Below are 17,032 nucleotides of genomic sequence, written 5' to 3'. Positions count from 1 at the left end.
CGGGCCGGAACGCGGCCGCCGTGGCTCAGTACGTGGTGAAGTCGGCCATCATCGCCATGTCCTCGTGCTCGAGGTTGTGGCAGTGGATCATGAAATTGCCCGTGTAGTCGGTGAAGCGGACCGCCACCTCGACGGTCTCGCCCGGGCCCGTCGCCACCGTGTCCTTCCAGCCCGCGTCGAACGCGCCCGGCTTCTTGCCGTTGCGGGACAGCACCCGGAACGCGTCGAGGTGCACGTGCACCGAATGGAAGAACACCGAGGTGAACTTCCAGATCTCGATCGTCCCCAGCTTCGGCCGCGCCAGTGCGCGGCCGGGCTTGTACATCAGGCCGTTGATCGTCCAGCCCTCGCGCGAGGGCCGGAAGGCGAAGGTCCGGTGCGCCACGGCCTTGCTCGGGTCGAGGACGGTGGCCGGGTAGTGCGACAGCCGCTTGGGGATGTGGGTGTCGTCGTACGGCTTCCGGGAGGACGGCGAGACGTCGAAGCGCATGACGTGCGAGGTGCTGCCACTGCCGAACCGATTGACCAGGCGCACCTTGGTGCCGGGCCGGTAACGGGCGAAGTCCACGATGACGTCGAAGCGTTCGGCGGGCGCGATGCGCAGGCTGTCGTGGGGGAACGGGCTGCCCAGCAGTCCGCCGTCACTGCCGATCTGCACCAGGCCCTTGCCGCCCGGCGGCGGGGGGTCCAGCTCCAGCCGGAAGTCCCGGACGTTGCAGCCGTTGAGGAAGCGCAGCCGGTAGCGCTGCCGCCTGACCCGGTGCACGGGCCACGGGGCGCCGTTGACCAGGATGACGTCGCCCATCACGCCGAAGTGGTGCGCGTGCACGACGCCCGGCTTGTGCATGCCCGAGTCGACCGCGGGGTACATCAGCGCCCCGTTCTCGGCGAACGCCCGGTCCGCGAGGAGCAGCGGGATGTCGCGGGAGCCGCGCGGGAGGTCGAGCCCGTCCTCCTCGTCGTCGGTCAGCAGGTGGAAACCGGCCAGTCCGCGGTACACCGCCGGGCCGGTGTAGCCCATGCGGTGGTCGTGGTACCAGAGCGTCGACGCGCGCTGCAGCATCGGATAGGTGTAGCTGCGCGTGCCGTGGCTGATCTGCCCGGACGAGCCGTGCATCTCCGGCATGCCCGCCATCGCGTCGTCGTACGACATGCGGCTGCCCACGGGCATCGTCAGGTCGATCGGGTAGCCGTCGCTCTCGGCGGGGGTGTGGCCGCCGTGCAGGTGGACCACGGTCGGCTGGGCCAGCTCGTTGCGGTGAGTGACGACCGTACGGCGCCCCGAGCGGGAGAGCAGCGTGGGCCCGGGGAAGAGGCCGTCGTACGTCCAGCAACTGGTGCGCAGCCCCGGGAGGATCTCCAGTTTCGCGGCGCGCTGAGTCAGGTTGTAGTAGTCGGTCGTCGCGGTCCGCAGCGTGGGCTCGAGGACCGGCGGGACCGGCAGGGGCACCTGGTACGGGCGGGGGAGCCGGGCCTTGCTCCGCAGGACCCCGCCTGGTGGTACATCGGCCAGCGGTGTGCCCGCCCAGGCCCTGCTCGCCGCGCTCGCCCCGACGACGGCCGCCCCCGCGGCGAGAAGGCGGCGCCTGCCGATGCCTTCGATCACGTAGGTCTCCCAAATGTGACGATTTGCGCAATTTTACGGTCGGCGACACAATAGCCCGCCCGAGCCGTGCGCAAACGGCGCCACACGCGGGCTCCGCGAACAACCTTCGGACCGGCCCGACGTCCGTCCGTTCCCGGATCCCACCGACCGGTGCCCCGATCAGGCCCGGCGGCGGCCCCGCCCCGCAGCGCCGTGCCGGGGGTCCAGGACCGCCGTGCCGACGCCGGCCAGGACCAGCCCGGCCGCCAGCAGCAACCCTTGTGGCAGCACGATGCCGATCAAGATCCAGGCGAGCGCGACCAGCTGCAGGAACCAGCCCATCCGCCGCCGGTACTCGCGCGGCGCGCAGGGGCGACCGGTCCGCAGTCCTTCGGCGAAGCGTGGGTCCGTGCGCCTCATCTCGGCCTCGATGTCCTCGATGGCCCTGTGCGGGTGCGGCATGGCGTCCTCCTTCCGGAGCCGGGGCCCCGACACCTCCAGCGTCGCCGGTGCCCGCCCGCGGAACCATCGGGGCCGGCACCCAATCCCGTGGGGCGTAAATGGGTGCCGGCCCCGATGGCGGCGACCCCCCGGCCCGGGGCAGGCTGGAAGCGGGACCCGGGTGCCCGCCACCCGCGGCGGGAAGGAGCGTGGCAGCCCGCGCAGGACGGCACGGCGGTGTCGGCGGACAGTGGAGGTGCGGGCCCCCGAGGAAGGCTTGACATGTCGCTGTACTGGCGGATCTTCCTGCTGAACGGCGCGGTGCTGGTCGTCGCCGCGGTGCTGCTGCTCGGCCCCGTCACGGTCTCCACCCCCGTGCTGCTGGGCGAGGCACTGGTGCTGGGAGTGGGACTGGTCGCGATGCTCGTCGCCAACGCCCTGCTGCTGCGCGTCGGCCTCGCGCCCCTGCAGCGGCTGAGCCGGGCGATGAACTCCGCCGACCTGCTCCGCCCCGGCGGCCGCCCCGCCGTCACCGGCTCGGGTGAGGTGTCCGCGCTGATCACGACGTTCAACACCATGCTCGACCGGCTGGAGTCCGAACGCGCCACCACCAGCGCCCGCGTGCTGTCCGCGCAGGAGGCCGAACGGCAGCGCATCGCCCAGGAGCTCCACGACGAGGTCGGCCAGACCCTCACCGCCGTCGTCCTGCAACTGGGGCGCAGCGCGGACATGGCCCCCGGCCCCCTCGGGGACGACCTGCGGCAGGTGCAGGAGACCACACGTGCCGGGCTGGACGAGATCCGCCGCATCGCGCGCCGGCTGCGCCCCGGCGTGCTCGAGGAACTCGGCCTGCACAGTGCCCTGCGCGCCCTGGCCGGTGAGTTCACCAGCCCCGGACTCACGGTCGTGGACGACTCCGGGCCCGGGCTCCCCGCGTTCGACCACGAGACCGAGCTGGTGCTCTACCGGGTGGCCCAGGAGGCGGTCACCAACGCGGCCCGGCACTCGGGCGCGGACCGGGTGGAGATCCACCTGGACGCCGCCCCCGGAGGCGGGGCCGAACTCCTCGTCCGGGACAACGGCAAGGGCGTCGGCGAGGTGCCCGAGGGCGCCGGGATGCGCGGCATGCGCGAACGGGCCCTGCTCATCGGCGCCGCACTGACCGTCGGTGCCGCGCCCGGCGGCGGCACCGACGTGCGTCTCGACGTGCCGGAACCGCCCGGTGGACCCGGCGCACCGGACGCCCCCGTACCCGCGCCGGCGGCGGACCGTCCGCGATGACCGCCCCGCCCCCCACCCGCATCCTCCTCGCCGACGACCACGCGCTGGTGCGGCGGGGCGTCCGGCTGATCCTCGACGGCGAACCCGACCTGACCGTCGTCGCCGAGGCCGGTGACGGCGCCGAGGCCGTCGCCAAGGCCCGCGAGGAGCCCGTGGACCTGGCCGTGCTGGACATCGCGATGCCCCGCATGACCGGCCTGCAGGCCGCCCGGGAACTGAGCAGGATCCGCCCCGGCCTGCGCATCCTCATCCTGACGATGTACGACAACGAGCAGTACTTCTTCGAGGCCCTCAAGGCCGGGGCCAGCGGCTACGTCCTCAAGTCCGTCGCCGACCGCGACCTGGTCGAGGCCTGCCGGGCCGCCGTGCGCGACGAGCCCTTCATCTACCCCGGAGCCGTCACCACGCTGATCCGCAGCTATCTCGAACGCGCCCGCCAGGGGGAGTCCCTGCCGGCCCGCGCCATCACCGAACGCGAGGAGGAGATCCTCAAGCTCGTCGCCGAGGGCCACACGTCGCAGGAGATCGCCGACCTGCTCTTCATCAGCATCAAGACGGTCGAGCGCCACCGCGCCAACCTGCTGCAGAAGCTCGGTCTGCGCGACCGCCTGGAACTCACGCGCTACGCGATCCGGGCCGGGCTCATCGAGCCGTGACCGCGACGGTGCTCAGGCTCCGACGAGGACCTTGTCGACCTCGCCCAGGAACGCGTCCAGGTCCGCCGGCGTGCGCGAGGTGACCAGCGGGTACCCGGCGGAGGCGTCGCTCACCACCGGTTCGTCCACCCAGGACGCGGCACCGGCGTTGAGCAGGTCGGTCCGCACCGAGGCGTACGACGTGAGCGTCTTGCCCCGTGCGACGCCCGCCTCGACCAGTGCCCACGGGCCGTGGCAGATCGCCGCGATCGGCCGCCCGGACGAGGCGAACGCCCGTACGACGTCCATCGCCTTCGCCTGGAGGCGGAGGTTGTCGGCGTTGATCGTGCCGCCGGGGATGAGCAGCAGGTCGAAACCGGCGGGATCCACCTCGTCGAGGGTGATGTCCGGCTCCACGACCTTGCCGGGGTCCTTGTCCCCGACCAGGGTCCGCACGGCGTCACTGCGCGTGGCGGCGACGGTGACGTCGGCGCCCTTGTCGCGGAGGTGTTCGACGGGGACGACGAGCTCGTCCTGCTCGACCCCGTAGTTGGTGACGACCGCCAGGACGCGGCGGCCGCCCGGGAACTCTGCAGCCATGGGTTTTCCCTCTTCCGTGTACTTCTGGTGCGATATGGGCACCTGCCCGTGAGCACGCCCGGGAAACGTGCTCACGCCGTCGGCCGGAGGTGCCGGCGGAGCAGGACTCACTTGCCGCAGCCGGGGTAGGCGGACGGTCGGAAAGCGAGGAAGGGATCGGCGAAGGGGCGGGCGAAGAGGAGCCTGCGATGAGCGAAGCGCGGCCGCCGCTCGGCGCCGATCAGCTCGAGGCCAGGGCACTCGGCCCCAGCGGACTCATGGACCTGCTGGGAGTCGCCGCGGTCCTGCTCGAGTCGGACGGGCGCATCGACATGTGGAGCCCGCAGGCGGAGCAACTGTTCGGCTACACCGCGGGCGAGGCGGTCGGCCGGTACGCGGCGCCCCTGCTCGTCCGGCACGAGCACCGCGGCGACGCCATGAGGCTGTTCGCCGAGGTGCTGGAAACCGGTCGCAGCTGGTCGGGGGCGTTCCCCGTGCGCCACAAGGACGGCAGCACCCGGCTGGCGGAGTTCCGCAACGTCCGGCTGACGGACAGCCGCGGCCGCGTCTACGCCCTCGGGATAGCCACCGACCGGCCCGTGCTGCAGCGCCTGGAGCGCGGCCTCGCCCTCTCCCTCCAGCTCGTCGCCCAGTCCCCGATCGGGCTCGCGGTGCTCGACACGGAACTGCGCTACCTCTCCGTCAATCCCGCCCTGGCCAGGATGCACGGCATGAGCGAGGGCGACCACATCGGGCGCCCCTTCCGGGAGGTGCTGCCCGGTGCCAGGTTCCGCATGGCCGAGGACACCCTCCGGCAGGTCCTGCGCACGGGCACACCGATCGTCGACCGGTACGTCGTCGGCCGCACGCCCGCCGATCCGACCGCCGACCGGGCCTGGTCGGTGTCGTACTTCCGGCTGGAGGACCGCAACGGGCACGTCCTGGGCATCGCGACCTCCGTGGTGGACGTCACCGACCGGCACCGCTCGGCCCAGGAGGCCGACCGCGCCCGGCAGCGGCTGGCGGTGATCGCCGACAGCTCCGCCCGCATCGGCAACTCCCTGGAGGTGGAGGACACCGCCCGGGAGCTCGTCGACGTCGTCGTCCCCGAACTGGCCGACTTCGCCGCGGTCGACGTCCTCGACTCCGCGCTGCGCGACGACGGCGGCGAGCCCGGCCTCGACCGCCCCCGCTTCCGCGCGCTCTCCGCCAAGTGCACCGAGACGAGCGAGGCGGCCGGTGCCTTCGGCAGGCCCGGCCGCCTCGTCAGCTACGCCCCCGACCACCTGGCCGCACGGTGCCTGGACACCGGCCGCCCCGGCCTGATCGCCCACGCCGACGAGCGGAGCCTGGTCCGCGTCGCCCGCGACCCCGACGCCGCCTCGCTGCTGGCCCGGGCGGGCGTCCACACGGCCATGGCCGTCCCGCTCATCGCCCGCGGCCGGATCCTCGGCGTCCTCGGCCTGGCCCGCGCCCGCACCCCCCAGCCCTTCGACGAGGACGACCAGACCCTCGCCTGCGAACTGGCCTCCCGCGCCGCGGTGTCCATCGACAACGCCCGCCTCCACCAGCAGCTGCGCAGCACCGCCGAGACCCTGCAGCGCAGCCTCCTGCCGCAACTCCCGCCCGCCCACCCCCGCCTCGAACTCGCCGCCCGCTACTGCGCGGCCCAGGCCAGCAGCGAGGTGGGGGGCGACTGGTACGACGTGATCCCCTTCGACGACGGCCGGGTCGCCCTCGTCGTCGGCGACGTCATGGGCAGCGGCGTCCCCGCGGCCACCACCATGGGGCGGCTCCGCACCGCCACCTCCACCCTCGCGGGCCTCGACCTCGACCCCGCCCAGGTCCTCGGCCACCTCGACCGGATCACCCACGGGCTGGACCCCTACATCGCGACCTGCGTCTACGCGGTGTACGACCCCGCGCGCGGCGTCTGCCACCTCGCCAACGCCGGCCACCTGCCGCCGGTCGTCGTACGCGCCGGCAAACGCCCCGAACTGCTCGACCTGCCGACCGGCACCCCGCTGGGCGTGGTCGGCGGCGTGCCCTTCGAAAGCACCACCGTCGACCTCGTCCCGGGGGACCGCCTCGTCCTCTACACCGACGGCCTGGTCGAGACCCGAGACCGCGCCATCGACGAGCGCCTCGACGACCTGCTCCGCCTCCTCGACGCCCCCGACGAACCCGTCGAGGAGACCTGCGACCGCCTCCTCGCCGCGCTCCGCCACCCCGCCGACCGCGACGACGTCGCCCTCCTCATCGCCCGCCCGAGGGACGTGTGACGGAGGCGGCGCCCTGCCTCCGGGCGTGATCGTCGGTGCGGTTGAATTCCAGGGTGACGAACTGGGCACGCTTGTACGACTCATACGGGACGGCCGAGCGCGTGCCGGTGCTCCTCGGGCAGGTGGAATCGGAAACGGAAGCCGGAAGCCGGAAGGAGGCATGGGCCGAACTGTGGGACCGGTTGTGCCTCGAAGGCGAGGCCACCTTCTCCGCCAGCTTTGCCGCGCTGCCCCGCCTGGTGACGCTTGCCCGCAGGAACCCCGCGGCCCTCGACCTCGCCGAGGCGATCGTGCGCAGTGCGAAGCGGGACCACCACCGGGCTCAGCAGGTCTTGGTGAACCACGCCGATGTCGTCGCACAACTGCGGGACTTGGTGGACCGGCGCCTGCGGTCGCGGCCTTCCGACTACCTCTGGGGCTTTCGTTCCCTCCTCGCGATCAAGGGACAGTTCCACTGGAGCGCCGTACTCGACGACTTCAGCGACGACTTCTACCACGTTCCGTGTCCCCACTGCGCCGTACCGGTGACCGTCGCCATCGGCGGATACGGCCACTACTCGGCCTTCCGCGACTGGGACCGCGGCGATGTGGACCGGCGTCCCCTGAGACCGGCATCGCCCGCGGAACTGGACGGCATCGGGCGGTGGATGCACGACACGGCGGTCCGTGACGGGCAGGACCGACTGGCTGACGGGATCAGGTACCTCTTCGGCCGGGCCGAGTGCCCCCGTTGCGCCGGCGTGTTCTGCACAGCGGACGAGTACACCGCTGCCCATCTCCCTCCAGCGCCGTGCAGACTGCGCAACACTCGCCATGGCCTGGTGGGTCCGTCCCCGTCGTGATCGCCGGATGCGTGACGAACGGGAGACGGCACTTATCACGGGCGACTGCCCTCACCGCCGCCGTCAACGAGTGGACGTGCGCCCGGGACTCGCCCGGCCCGGCGGGTCCGGGGCGCCGAGCAGTTCCAGGACCAGGTCGACGACCAGCCCCGGGCGGCCCACAAACGGGGAGTGCCCCGTCGGCCACTCGCGGACCGAGCCGCAGCGTGCGGCCATGACCCGTTGAAGCGCGGGGTCGATGGCCCGGTCCTGGCCGCAGACGACATAGACGGAAGGCGTCCGCTTCCAGCTCTGGCGCTCCGGTACCCCGCGCCCGCAGCCGGCGGCCTGGGGTCGCAGGAGTCCCGTCGCCCAGGCGGCCAGGTGCTCGGGGCAGTCCGCGTACAGCGCGTCCACGGCCCGGTTCGGGTCCAGGCGGGTGGAGCCGTCGTCCTGCGCCTCGACGGCGGATCTCAACCGGGCCGATGCGCCACCCAGGCCGGCCGCGCTCTCACCCGCGTCCGGCACGAACGCCGCCAGGAACACCAGGCGTGCGACGCCGCGCAGACCGGTGATCACGGATCCTCCGTAGGAGTGGCCCAGAACCAGGGGAGCTTCCGCCAGCCGGTCGACGGCGCGCTGCACCGCCGCCGTGTCCGCGGCCAGCGAGCCCCGATGCAGTTCCGGGGCGACCACGTCCACCCCGGCCGCGCGCAGGCCCGCGGCTACCGGGTCGAAGTGCCGAGGCTGGTGATACAGGCCGTGAACCAGGACCGCGCGGGTCACCTGAATCGCCTCCTCGTGGTCCGCCGAAGGAGGTGATCCTAGAGGCCGGGTCCCGCGTAGCGCAGCGCGCCGGAGGGAAACCGGGTGCGGGAGCGCCGCGCGGTGGTGTGGGATCGGGGGCATGGCGATCGTGTTGGGCAAGCCGGGGGTCGAGGGGTTGGGCGCGGCCGTGGGCGTGCTGCGCGAGTGGCAGTACGACGGGGCTCCGATGCAACTGCATCCGGGGGATCTGGGCTGGTTCTGGCGGTTCGGCGCGGAGGCGACGGCCGCGGCGGTACGGACCTGGAGCCGGGGCGGGCGGATTCTCGGCGTCGGGCTGCTGGACGGCACCGACCTGCTGCGCCTGACGATCGCGCCGGACGCCCAGCGGGACGAGGAACTGGCCCGGCACCTGGTCGCGGACGTGACCGAACCCGAGCGCGGCGTGCTGCCGGCCGGGAAGGCGTACGTCGAGGCACCCGCGGGCGCGCTGGTCCAGGATCTGCTGGCCGAGGCCGGCTGGGACGCCGACGAGCCGTGGACCCCGCTGCGCCGCGACCTCACGGAGCCGGTGGAGGACCCGGGCGTGCGGATCGAGGTGGTCGGGCCGGAGCAGGCGCACGTGCGGGCCGCCGTGCAGCGGGCGGCGTTCGACGGGTCGACGTTCGCGGAGGAGCGCTGGCACGCGATGGCGGCCGGGCCGCCGTACGCCGACGCCCGGTGCCTGGTCGCGTACGGCGACCATGGCGACGCGGTGGCGGCGGTGACGGTGTGGTCCGCCGGTCCGGGGCGGCCCGGGCTGCTCGAGCCGATGGGCGTGCACCGAGAGCATCGCGGCAACGGCTACGGCAAGGCGATCAGTGTCGCCGCCGCGGCCGCACTCCGGGACCTGGGCTCGTCGAGCGCGGTCGTCTGCACCCCGAGCTCCAATGCCGCCGCCGTCGCCACCTACGCCTCAGCCGGCTTCCGGCCACGCCCCGAGGTCCGGGACCGGCGCCGGGACGTCGAGGAGCCTCGTCGACCGGCATGACCGCAGGGCGGACTCGGCTGGGGAAGGACCCCTCCGCGTCGGGATGGACATCGCACGCCCCGGCGGCGAGAATCTCCGCGATCACAAATCACCAACAACACATCAAGACTTCTGCCCGGTGATGGAGTCGGTGCGGGGCGCGTGCCCCCTCTCCGCGCCAACACTGGACGGTTCCAGGCGGCGACCACAGGTCGGTACATCCGGGCACCGACGACCCAGGTGGGCCGTCCCGCCGGGCAGCGAAAGGGACTCGCCGTGTCGTCGGCGAACTACCGTTCCCTGCTGCGTACCCCGGGCGCCGCAGCATTCTTCCTGCCGGCATCGCTCGGACGCGTCGGCATCGCCATGACCGGCCTCAGCATCGTCTGGCTGGTGCACAGCCACACCGGCACATTCGCCGTGGCCGGCCTGGTCAGCGCCGGGTTCGCGGTGACCGACGCGCTCGTGGCACCTCAACTCGCCCGGCTGGTGGACCGTTTCGGGCAGACCCGGGTCCTGCCGCCCGCACTGCTCGCCCACGCCCTCGCGGTCGCATTCCTGGTGTCCCTGGTCGCCGCGGATGCCTCCGACCCGCTCCTGATCCTCGGCGGTGCGCTGGTCGGGGCCAGTGTTCTGCAGCTCGGCGCGATGTCCGCGGCACGCTGGGCGGCATTGCTGCGGACGGGCCGGTCGGCGGAACTGCCCACCGCGTTCGCGCTGGAGTCTCTCGGCAACGCGGTGGCCTACCTTCTGGGCCCGACGTTGGTCAGCGCCCTCGCCGCGGCCGGACATCCCGCGGTCGCCACGGTTCTGGCCGCCTCCTTGTCGGTGGCAGGCGGCCTGGTCTTCGCGGCGCAACGCGGCAGCGAGCCCCCACCGGTGGCCGACAGGGCCGCCCGCGCCCATGCGGGCCGGTCGCTCCTGCGGGGTGCGGTCTTCGTACTGATGGGCCTCAATCTCGCCCTCGGGATCTTCTTCGGCGCCATGCAGGTCTCGGTGACCGCGTTCGTCGTCGAGCACGGGACACCGAGCGCCGCTGCACCCATCTTCGCCGTCTCCAGCTGCAGCGGACTGCTGGCCGGGTGGCTGTACGGGCTGCGCCGGTGGAAGGCAACCCCGCCGGTACAACTGCTGACGGCGACGAGCGTGATGATGCTCGGCACCCTGATGTTGCTCACCGTCCGCTCACCCCTCGGGCTCGGCCTGGTCGTGGTGATGACCGGCGCCATGGTCCCAGCCCTCCTGGTGCTCTGCCCCGTGCTCACCGAGGCGACCGTCCACCAGGCCGTCCTGACCCAGGCGTTCTCCTGGCTCGGCTCCGCCGGCGCCGCAGGCACGGCCGCCGCCGCGGCACTCTCCGGCTGGGCGATCGACTCACTCGGGCCACGCGGTGGCTTCGCGGTCACCGCCACGGCCGCCGCCGCGATGACACTCCAGAGCCTGGCCGGTCTGCGGCTGCTGCGCGGTCCGACGGGGCAGTAGCCGGACGCGGAGCCGACGGCGACGTGAGGCCGCCGTCGGGCTGCAGAAAGGGTGCCGTGGGGGAGGAGTACCGGTGCATTGCCGGACGTAGACATGGGGCCCACACGGCTTGCCCGCGTCGGCCGAGTGCACCACGCTGAGCCCCGAGCACGAGGACGTCCGGCGAGCTCGGATCGCGCACCGATGAGTTTCCCGCGCCGCGCCGGTCCATACGCCGGACACCCACGACGGAAGGCCGGCCCATGCGGAAACTGATCTACGGCATGAACCTGACCCTGGACGGTTATATCGCCGCGCCCGGCGACGACATCGGGTGGAGCGGACCGCCGAGCCACGAGCTGTTCCAGTGGTGGCTCGACCACGAGCGGGCGAGTGGCCTGTCGCTGTACGGGCGCAAGCTGTGGGAGGCGATGAGCTCCTACTGGCCGACCGGCGACCAGCAACCCGACGCCACCCCGGCGGAGATCGAGTTCGCCCGGAACTGGCGGGACACGCCGAAGGTGGTGTTCTCCTCGACGATCGACAAGGTCGACTGGAACAGCCGCCTGGTCACCGGCGACGCGATCGCCGAGATCATCCGGCTCAAGGCCGAGGACGGCGGCCCGATGAACATCGGCGGCGCGACGCTCGCCGGGGCGGCCATGCGCGCCGGGCTGATCGACGAGTACGCGATCGTCACCCATCCGGTCCTGGTGGGCGGCGGCACGCCGTTCTTCACCGCGCTGGACGGCTGGGTGAACCTGAACAGGGTGGAGACGCGGACGTTCCCCGGCGGCGTGGTCCTGACCAGGTACGAGACGAGGCGCTGAGCGGCGGCGCACACCACGCTGCGGTGTCACGGTGATGTCGGGTACGACGTCGGTACGACACGGCCCGTGAGCCCACGGCATCAGCGGCGGAGACGCTGCAACGGAGGCCCGGGGAGGCCCGGGCGGGCGAAAGCCGGGAGGTGCCGCCCGCGGCGGCCGGGCCGGGGAGGGTCCGGCCTGGGGCACCGCGGGCGGCGGGGGGTGTCAGGTCGTGCTGAAGGTGAACCAGTTGACGTTCACGAAGTCGGCCGGCTGGCCGCTGCTGAAGGTCAGGTACACGTCGTGCTTACCGGTGACGCCCGAGATGTTGGCCGGGATGGTCGTCCAGCTCTGCCAGCCGCCCGTGTTGGCGACGGAGAAGCTGCCGATCGGGGCGTTGCTCCGGCTGTCCAGCCGGACCTCGACCAGACCGCTGACGCCTCCCGAGGCCCCGGAGGCGACCCGGGCCTTGAACTGCCGGGCCGCGGTCGTCCCGAAGTCGACGCCGGAGTAGAGCGCCCAGTCGCCGTTCGCGAGCGACGCGAGGTTCTTGCCGCCGCCGCTGTCCGTCGTGGTCTCCACGGTGGTGCCGGACTGCTGCGTGTACGACTCGGCCTGGAGCGTGCCGTACGCGCTGCCGGTGCCCCCGGTCGGCGGGGGATCGGTCGGGGGCTGCGTGCCGCCACCGCCGGAGCTGTAGACGGCGACGTAGTCGACCAGCATCGGCACGCCCGAGACGGTGGAGGCCGTCGGCGTCTTGTAGCCGGCCACCGGGTCGGGGAAGGCCCCGCCCATCGCGACGTTGAGCAGGATGAAGTGGCCGTGGGCGGTGGCCGCGTTCCAGGTCGAGGCGTCCATCTGGCCCGCGTTCACCGAGTGGAACTGGACGCCGTCGACGTACCAGCGCAGCTGCTGGGGGCTCACGCTGCGGTCCCACTCGAAGGCGTAGGTGTGGAAGTTGCCCTGGCAGGCGCTGCCGGGGCAGGCCCGGGTGGCGCCGAGGCCGCTGGTCTCGTTGCAGTAGCCGCCCGGGTTGGTGCCGCAGTGCAGGGTGCCCCAGACCTGGTTGACACCGTTCACGTTCTCCATCAGGTCGAACTCGCCGATGGAGGGCCAGTTCCAGTAGTTGCCCCGGTACGGCGCGCCCAGCGTCCAGAAGGCCGGCCAGTAGCCCGCCGCGGCCGCGCCGGTGACGTTCGGCATCTGGATGCGTGACTCGATGCGGAGCTTGCCGCCCGACGGGGGCTCGAAGTCGCTGCGGCGGGTCTCGACGCGCCCGGAGGTCCAGTTGCCCGCGGAGTCCCGGATCGGGGTGATGCGCAGGTTGCCCGAGCCGTCCTGGCGGAGGTTGGCGGTGCTGGAGGTGTACGTCTGCACCTCGCCGGTGCCCCAGTTGGCGGCGCCGCCGGGGTAGCTGGTGCCGGTGTCGATGATCCAGTTGTCGCTCGACGGGAGGGTGTTGGCGGCCCCGCTGAAGTCGTCGCTCCAGACGGTGGTCCAGCCGGAGGGTGCCGACGGGACGGCGGCCCTGGCCGAGCCGAGCAGGCCCAGGCAGAGCGCGGTCACGGTGGCTGCAGCGGCCACCATCAGGGTGAGGGGTCTGGCGGCGTACCGCCTGCCGGTGGTCGTTCGCGCGGACACGGGTGTGATGCCTCCTCGGGATCGGTGCCGGGGAAGGGTGCGGTTCAGGTACGAGCGCTGAGAGCGCTCTCATCTGGCGGGAACACCTTCCCGCCAGGGCGAACCGCGGTCAATACATGGAACGGAAGAAGTCGTATGCGGTTTCCTGCCTTCACTGCTTGGAGTCAGTGAGGCCGCGCCGGGGCGGCGCGGGCTGCGCCGGAGAGAGCAAGTGACCTTCATGAGCCGTGCGTTCCCGGTCGGGCGCTAGATGATCGAGGTGTCTCGCCAAGCACGTTCAGGCTGCTGAGAGCGCTCTCTCACCTGATCCCGAGATCCCGGCCGACCGCGGCCGGCGCCACTCCGGGTGAATCCAGCGGTCATGAACCGCGAGGAGCTGGGTAGCCGATCCCTGTACGAATGGGGGTGAAATGCGAAGCCGGCAGGTCCACGCCCGCAGGCGTGGACGGCGGGCGACGTCGAGGGCCGGCCCCGTCCGAGCGGGGCCCGGTCCGACCGCGCACCACGCGGTCAACGCCCCGGGGCCCGCCCCCGCGGCGCGTCCGGCCCGGTACGCGGCAACGGCGACCAGGGCCGAGCAAGGGAGTGCATCATGATCATCCTCGGCATCATCCTGCTCATCATCGGATTCCTGACCGGAATCTCCATCCTGTGGACCCTGGGAGTCATCCTCGTGGTCATCGGCCTCGTGCTCTGGGTGCTGGGTGCCATGGGGCACGCCGTCGCGGGGCGCCGCCACTACTACTGACGGCCGGTGAGCCCGAGTGCGTGCCGCGCCCCGTGTCCGAGGGTGCGGCACCCTCGTGGGCGCGGGTGGGGTCGCGGGGCGCGGCCCCACCCGGTCGTCCGGGCGGCCGGGAGCGGGGATCGCCCGGATGGGCCGCCTGCAGTGGTCACCGGCGCGCGCTGGGGATTGGTTGTGATATGTCCCCCCGACGCCCAGGTGCACTGGAGTATTCGCATGGAATCCGGTTCCTCCGCGCACAACTGCCCCTTCGACTTCGCCGAGGCCCTCGAATTCGACCCGCAGCTGAAGCAATTCATGGAGAGCGAGCAGATCTCCCGCATCAAGCTGCCGCACGGCGAGGGTGAGGCCTGGCTCGTCACGCGGTACGAGGACGTGCGGACGGTGACGACCGACCGGCGTTTCAGCCGTGCCGCCGTCGTCGGCAAGGACTTCCCCCGTATGACGCCGGAGCCGATCGTCCAGGACGAGGCCATCAACGTGATGGACCCGCCGGACAGCAGCCGGCTGCGCTCGCTCGTCTCCAAGGGCTTCACCCCCCGGAACGTCGAGCACATGCGCCCCAGCATCGAGCGGGTCGTCGCCGAACTGCTCGACGGCATGGAGGAGAGCGGCTCCCCGGCCGACCTCGTGGAGCACCTGGCGGCGCCGCTCCCGCTGGCCGCCATCTGCGAGGTGCTCGACATCCCCGACGAGGACAGCTGGGAGCTGCGCGGCCACGCCCGCACCATGATGGACTTCAGCCCCGACAACCGGGACAACGCCGTCCACTCCAAGGCCTACCTGCGGGAGTACTTCACGAAGCTCACCGCGGAGCGGCGCGCCCGCCCGGGCGACGACCTGGTCAGCGTGCTGGCCACGGCCCGTGACGGGGACGAGATCCTCAACGACAAGGAACTCGCCGTCATGGCCATGGTCCTGCTCATCACGGGCCAGGACACCACCTCGAACGAGATCGGCAACATCGCCTACACCCTGCTCACCCGGCCCCGCGAGCTGGCCGTGCTGCGCGAGCAGCCGGACCGCATCCCGCAGGCCATCGAGGAGATGCTGCGGTACATCCCGTTCCGCAAGGGCGTCGGCATCCCGCGGATCGCCATCGAGGACGTGGAGATGGGCGGCGTGCTGATCCGGGCCGGCGACGTCGTCCACGTCTCCTACCTGACCGCGAACCGCGACCCCGAGAAGTTCGAGCGCCCCGACGAGCTGGACCTGGACCGGACCGGCACGCCCCACATGACCTTCGGCTGGGGCGGCCACCACTGCCTGGGCGCGCCCCTGGCGACCATGGAGCTCCAGGTGGCCTTCAGGGAGCTGCTGCGCCGCTTCCCCGACCTGAGGCTGGCCAAGCCGGCCGACGAGGTGCGGTGGAGCGCCACGTCGATCTGGCGCTACCCGGTGGCCCTGCACGTCGCCTGGTGACCTGTCCGCCCAGGGCCCCGTTCCGGCCCCGCACCCCGTACGGGTGCGGGGCCGGTTCCGTCACGTCGTCCCTCGTGACGGCGGGTGCGCGCCGCTCCGACATGCGGAATCCGCCCAAGTGACGTACGTTTTCCTGGTGGACGCAAATCTGAACAGGCCATGAATCCACTTCGACAGCGGCCGGTCCCTTTTTGTGAACCGACTTTTGCCGGGACCTCCTGAAAGTCCCCTGTGGGTGCGCCGATGAATGCGCCCGTACCCCCTACCGCATTTTCGTGACAGGTACGGGCCTGCTCCGGAAATCCCGGAGCAGCGCACCACATGGACCATAGCCCGCCGAGGGGCAGGAAATGGAGCCACCCATGGCTGTTCTGTGCAAGCCGGTGATTTCGGTCCCCGACAACGTTATCACCTGCGAACAAACGCTCGAGCTGGCACGGCGGCTGCACAAGGACCACCCGCAACTCGGCCTGACCCTCAGGCTCATTGAGAACACGGGCGTTCAGAAGCGGCACCTGATCCAGCCGATCGAAGAGGTGCTCAAACATCCCGGTTTCGACGTGCGCAGCCAGATCTACGAGGCGGAGTCGAAGGCGCGGGTACCGGCCGTCATACGAAAGGCCCTCGACCAGGCCGAGTTGGAGCCCGAGGACATCGACATCATCGTGTACGTCTCGTGCACGGGCTTCATGATGCCCTCGCTCACCGCGTGGCTCATCAACAAGATGGGCTTCCGTCACGACACCCGGCAACTGCCCATAGCCCAGCTCGGTTGTGCGGCGGGCGGCGCGGCCATCAACCGCGCCCACGACTTCTGCACGGCGTACCCCGAGTCCAACGCCCTCATCGTGGCATGCGAGTTCTGCTCGCTGTGCTACCAGCCCACGGACCTCAGCGTCGGAACGCTGCTGTCCAACGGCCTGTTCGGCGACGGCATTGCGGCCGCCGTCGTCCGGGGCAGCGGCGGAACCGGGATGCGGCTGGAGCGCAACGCCTCCTACCTCATTCCGAACACCGAGGAGTGGATCTCCTACGCGGTGCGCCAGACGGGCTTCCACTTCCAGCTCGACAAGCGCGTACCCGGCACCATGGAGCCGCTGGCGCCGGTGCTGCGCCAGGTCGCCGAGGACCACGCGTGGAACGCCGCCAAGCTGGACTACTACATCATCCACGCCGGCGGCCCCCGGATCCTCGACGACCTGTGCCGCTTCCTCGGCGTCCCGCCCGAGTCGTTCCGGTTCAGCCGGGCCACGCTGACCGAGTACGGCAACATCGCGAGCGCCGTCGTCCTCGACGCCCTGTACCGGATGTTCGAGGAGGGCTCCGCCCTCGACGGGCACCGCGGCCTGCTGGCCGGCTTCGGCCCGGGCATCACCGCGGAGATGGTCCTCGGGACATGGGTCACCAACGGGCTGGACTCCACGATGACGCCCCAGCACTCCTACCGGGAGTACGACGTCATCACCTGAGCCGTCTGCCACGGGCGGTGGCACCGGCGGGTGACCGTCCGGGCCGGCGGTGGCCGGGGACACCACAGTGTCCCCGCCACCTGACGG

At 71.9% G+C, this 17,032-nt stretch carries 15 protein-coding genes; 10 read left to right on the top strand and 5 right to left on the bottom strand.

Features of this window, described 5'->3' with window-relative positions; translation table 11 throughout:
* Nucleotides 1-25: 25 nt before the first annotated feature.
* On the bottom strand, nucleotides 26-1,606 hold the full coding sequence (locus ACFW3D_RS31020; protein WP_500509710.1) for a multicopper oxidase family protein: 1,581 nt from the start codon (nucleotides 1,604-1,606) through the stop codon (nucleotides 26-28).
* A 159-nt stretch (nucleotides 1,607-1,765) separates the two neighbouring features.
* Entirely contained in the window at nucleotides 1,766-2,047 is a 282-nt protein-coding gene (locus ACFW3D_RS31015; RefSeq protein ID WP_500509708.1) for a DUF3040 domain-containing protein, read from the bottom strand.
* A gap of 261 nt (nucleotides 2,048-2,308) precedes the next feature.
* On the opposite strand from ACFW3D_RS31015, the gene ACFW3D_RS31010 reads away from it, so the two are divergent.
* The gene (locus ACFW3D_RS31010; protein ID WP_500509706.1) at nucleotides 2,309-3,307 is read left to right on the top strand and encodes a sensor histidine kinase; all 999 of its coding nucleotides are present in this window, start codon (nucleotides 2,309-2,311) and stop codon (nucleotides 3,305-3,307) included.
* Nucleotides 3,304-3,963, top strand: coding sequence for a response regulator (locus ACFW3D_RS31005; RefSeq protein ID WP_500509704.1), 660 nt, complete (start codon nucleotides 3,304-3,306; stop codon nucleotides 3,961-3,963). Before ACFW3D_RS31010 ends, ACFW3D_RS31005 begins: the two co-directional genes overlap by 4 nt.
* Nucleotides 3,964-3,975: 12 nt before the next feature.
* On the opposite strand, the gene ACFW3D_RS31000 is transcribed toward ACFW3D_RS31005, so the two are convergent.
* Complete coding sequence (locus ACFW3D_RS31000; protein WP_500509702.1) at nucleotides 3,976-4,542, bottom strand: type 1 glutamine amidotransferase domain-containing protein; 567 nt, start codon at nucleotides 4,540-4,542, stop codon at nucleotides 3,976-3,978.
* Between the two features lie 188 nt (nucleotides 4,543-4,730).
* On the opposite strand from ACFW3D_RS31000, the gene ACFW3D_RS30995 reads away from it, so the two are divergent.
* Nucleotides 4,731-6,803 carry a SpoIIE family protein phosphatase gene (locus ACFW3D_RS30995; protein ID WP_500509700.1) on the top strand — a complete coding sequence of 691 codons (2,073 nt, stop codon included), beginning with the start codon at nucleotides 4,731-4,733 and terminating at the stop codon, nucleotides 6,801-6,803.
* A 53-nt stretch (nucleotides 6,804-6,856) separates the two neighbouring features.
* Nucleotides 6,857-7,645: a hypothetical protein gene (locus ACFW3D_RS30990; protein ID WP_500509698.1), complete on the top strand. Its 789-nt coding sequence runs from the start codon at nucleotides 6,857-6,859 to the stop codon at nucleotides 7,643-7,645.
* Nucleotides 7,646-7,708: 63 nt separating this feature from the next.
* On the opposite strand, the gene ACFW3D_RS30985 is transcribed toward ACFW3D_RS30990, so the two are convergent.
* The gene (locus tag ACFW3D_RS30985) at nucleotides 7,709-8,410 is read right to left on the bottom strand and encodes an alpha/beta hydrolase (protein WP_500509696.1); all 702 of its coding nucleotides are present in this window, start codon (nucleotides 8,408-8,410) and stop codon (nucleotides 7,709-7,711) included.
* A gap of 121 nt (nucleotides 8,411-8,531) precedes the next feature.
* On the opposite strand from ACFW3D_RS30985, the gene ACFW3D_RS30980 reads away from it, so the two are divergent.
* The 3 genes from ACFW3D_RS30980 to ACFW3D_RS30970 all read left to right on the top strand — a co-directional run bounded on the left by ACFW3D_RS30980 (nucleotide 8,532) and on the right by ACFW3D_RS30970 (nucleotide 11,689).
* Entirely contained in the window at nucleotides 8,532-9,419 is an 888-nt protein-coding gene (locus tag ACFW3D_RS30980) for a GNAT family N-acetyltransferase (protein ID WP_500509693.1), read from the top strand.
* A gap of 255 nt (nucleotides 9,420-9,674) precedes the next feature.
* Nucleotides 9,675-10,880, top strand: coding sequence for an MFS transporter (locus ACFW3D_RS30975; RefSeq protein WP_500509690.1), 1,206 nt, complete (start codon nucleotides 9,675-9,677; stop codon nucleotides 10,878-10,880).
* 242 nt (nucleotides 10,881-11,122) lie between these two features.
* Nucleotides 11,123-11,689 (top strand): dihydrofolate reductase family protein, encoded by a 567-nt coding sequence (locus tag ACFW3D_RS30970; RefSeq protein WP_500509688.1) that lies wholly within the window; start codon nucleotides 11,123-11,125, stop codon nucleotides 11,687-11,689.
* Between the two features lie 204 nt (nucleotides 11,690-11,893).
* Here the strand turns inward: ACFW3D_RS30970 and ACFW3D_RS30965 are convergent, their stop codons facing one another.
* The gene (locus tag ACFW3D_RS30965) at nucleotides 11,894-13,255 is read right to left on the bottom strand and encodes a glycoside hydrolase family 16 protein (protein ID WP_500509805.1); all 1,362 of its coding nucleotides are present in this window, start codon (nucleotides 13,253-13,255) and stop codon (nucleotides 11,894-11,896) included.
* A 646-nt stretch (nucleotides 13,256-13,901) separates the two neighbouring features.
* On the opposite strand from ACFW3D_RS30965, the gene ACFW3D_RS30960 reads away from it, so the two are divergent.
* The 3 genes from ACFW3D_RS30960 (at nucleotide 13,902) to ACFW3D_RS30950 (ending at nucleotide 16,945) form a co-directional block, all read left to right on the top strand.
* A complete protein-coding gene (locus ACFW3D_RS30960; RefSeq protein WP_018557825.1) occupies nucleotides 13,902-14,057 on the top strand; it encodes a DUF6131 family protein in 156 nt (51 codons plus the stop codon).
* Between the two features lie 213 nt (nucleotides 14,058-14,270).
* A complete protein-coding gene (locus tag ACFW3D_RS30955; protein ID WP_500509685.1) occupies nucleotides 14,271-15,476 on the top strand; it encodes a cytochrome P450 in 1,206 nt (401 codons plus the stop codon).
* Nucleotides 15,477-15,838: 362 nt separating this feature from the next.
* Nucleotides 15,839-16,945: a type III polyketide synthase gene (locus tag ACFW3D_RS30950; protein WP_500509683.1), complete on the top strand. Its 1,107-nt coding sequence runs from the start codon at nucleotides 15,839-15,841 to the stop codon at nucleotides 16,943-16,945.
* Nucleotides 16,946-17,032: the final 87 nt, after the last annotated feature.

Source organism: Streptomyces sp. NPDC058864, from assembly GCF_042742985.1.
Classification (GTDB): Bacteria; Actinomycetota; Actinomycetes; order Streptomycetales; family Streptomycetaceae; genus Actinacidiphila.
The sequence above is the reverse complement of the archived record's forward strand: the minus strand, read 5'-3'. Positions and strand labels throughout refer to the sequence as shown.

Coding starts and splice junctions, on each gene's coding strand:
- ACFW3D_RS30955 (WP_500509685.1), top strand. CDS start 14,271: ATGGAATCCGGTTCCTCCGCGCACAACTGCCCCTTCGACTTCGCCGAG.
- ACFW3D_RS31015 (WP_500509708.1), bottom strand. CDS start 2,047: ATGCCGCACCCGCACAGGGCCATCGAGGACATCGAGGCCGAGATGAGG.
- ACFW3D_RS31005 (WP_500509704.1), top strand. CDS start 3,304: ATGACCGCCCCGCCCCCCACCCGCATCCTCCTCGCCGACGACCACGCG.
- ACFW3D_RS30950 (WP_500509683.1), top strand. CDS start 15,839: ATGGCTGTTCTGTGCAAGCCGGTGATTTCGGTCCCCGACAACGTTATC.
- ACFW3D_RS30965 (WP_500509805.1), bottom strand. CDS start 13,255: ATGGTGGCCGCTGCAGCCACCGTGACCGCGCTCTGCCTGGGCCTGCTC.
- ACFW3D_RS30995 (WP_500509700.1), top strand. CDS start 4,731: ATGAGCGAAGCGCGGCCGCCGCTCGGCGCCGATCAGCTCGAGGCCAGG.
- ACFW3D_RS31000 (WP_500509702.1), bottom strand. CDS start 4,542: ATGGCTGCAGAGTTCCCGGGCGGCCGCCGCGTCCTGGCGGTCGTCACC.
- ACFW3D_RS30970 (WP_500509688.1), top strand. CDS start 11,123: ATGCGGAAACTGATCTACGGCATGAACCTGACCCTGGACGGTTATATC.
- ACFW3D_RS30980 (WP_500509693.1), top strand. CDS start 8,532: ATGGCGATCGTGTTGGGCAAGCCGGGGGTCGAGGGGTTGGGCGCGGCC.
- ACFW3D_RS30960 (WP_018557825.1), top strand. CDS start 13,902: ATGATCATCCTCGGCATCATCCTGCTCATCATCGGATTCCTGACCGGA.
- ACFW3D_RS31010 (WP_500509706.1), top strand. CDS start 2,309: ATGTCGCTGTACTGGCGGATCTTCCTGCTGAACGGCGCGGTGCTGGTC.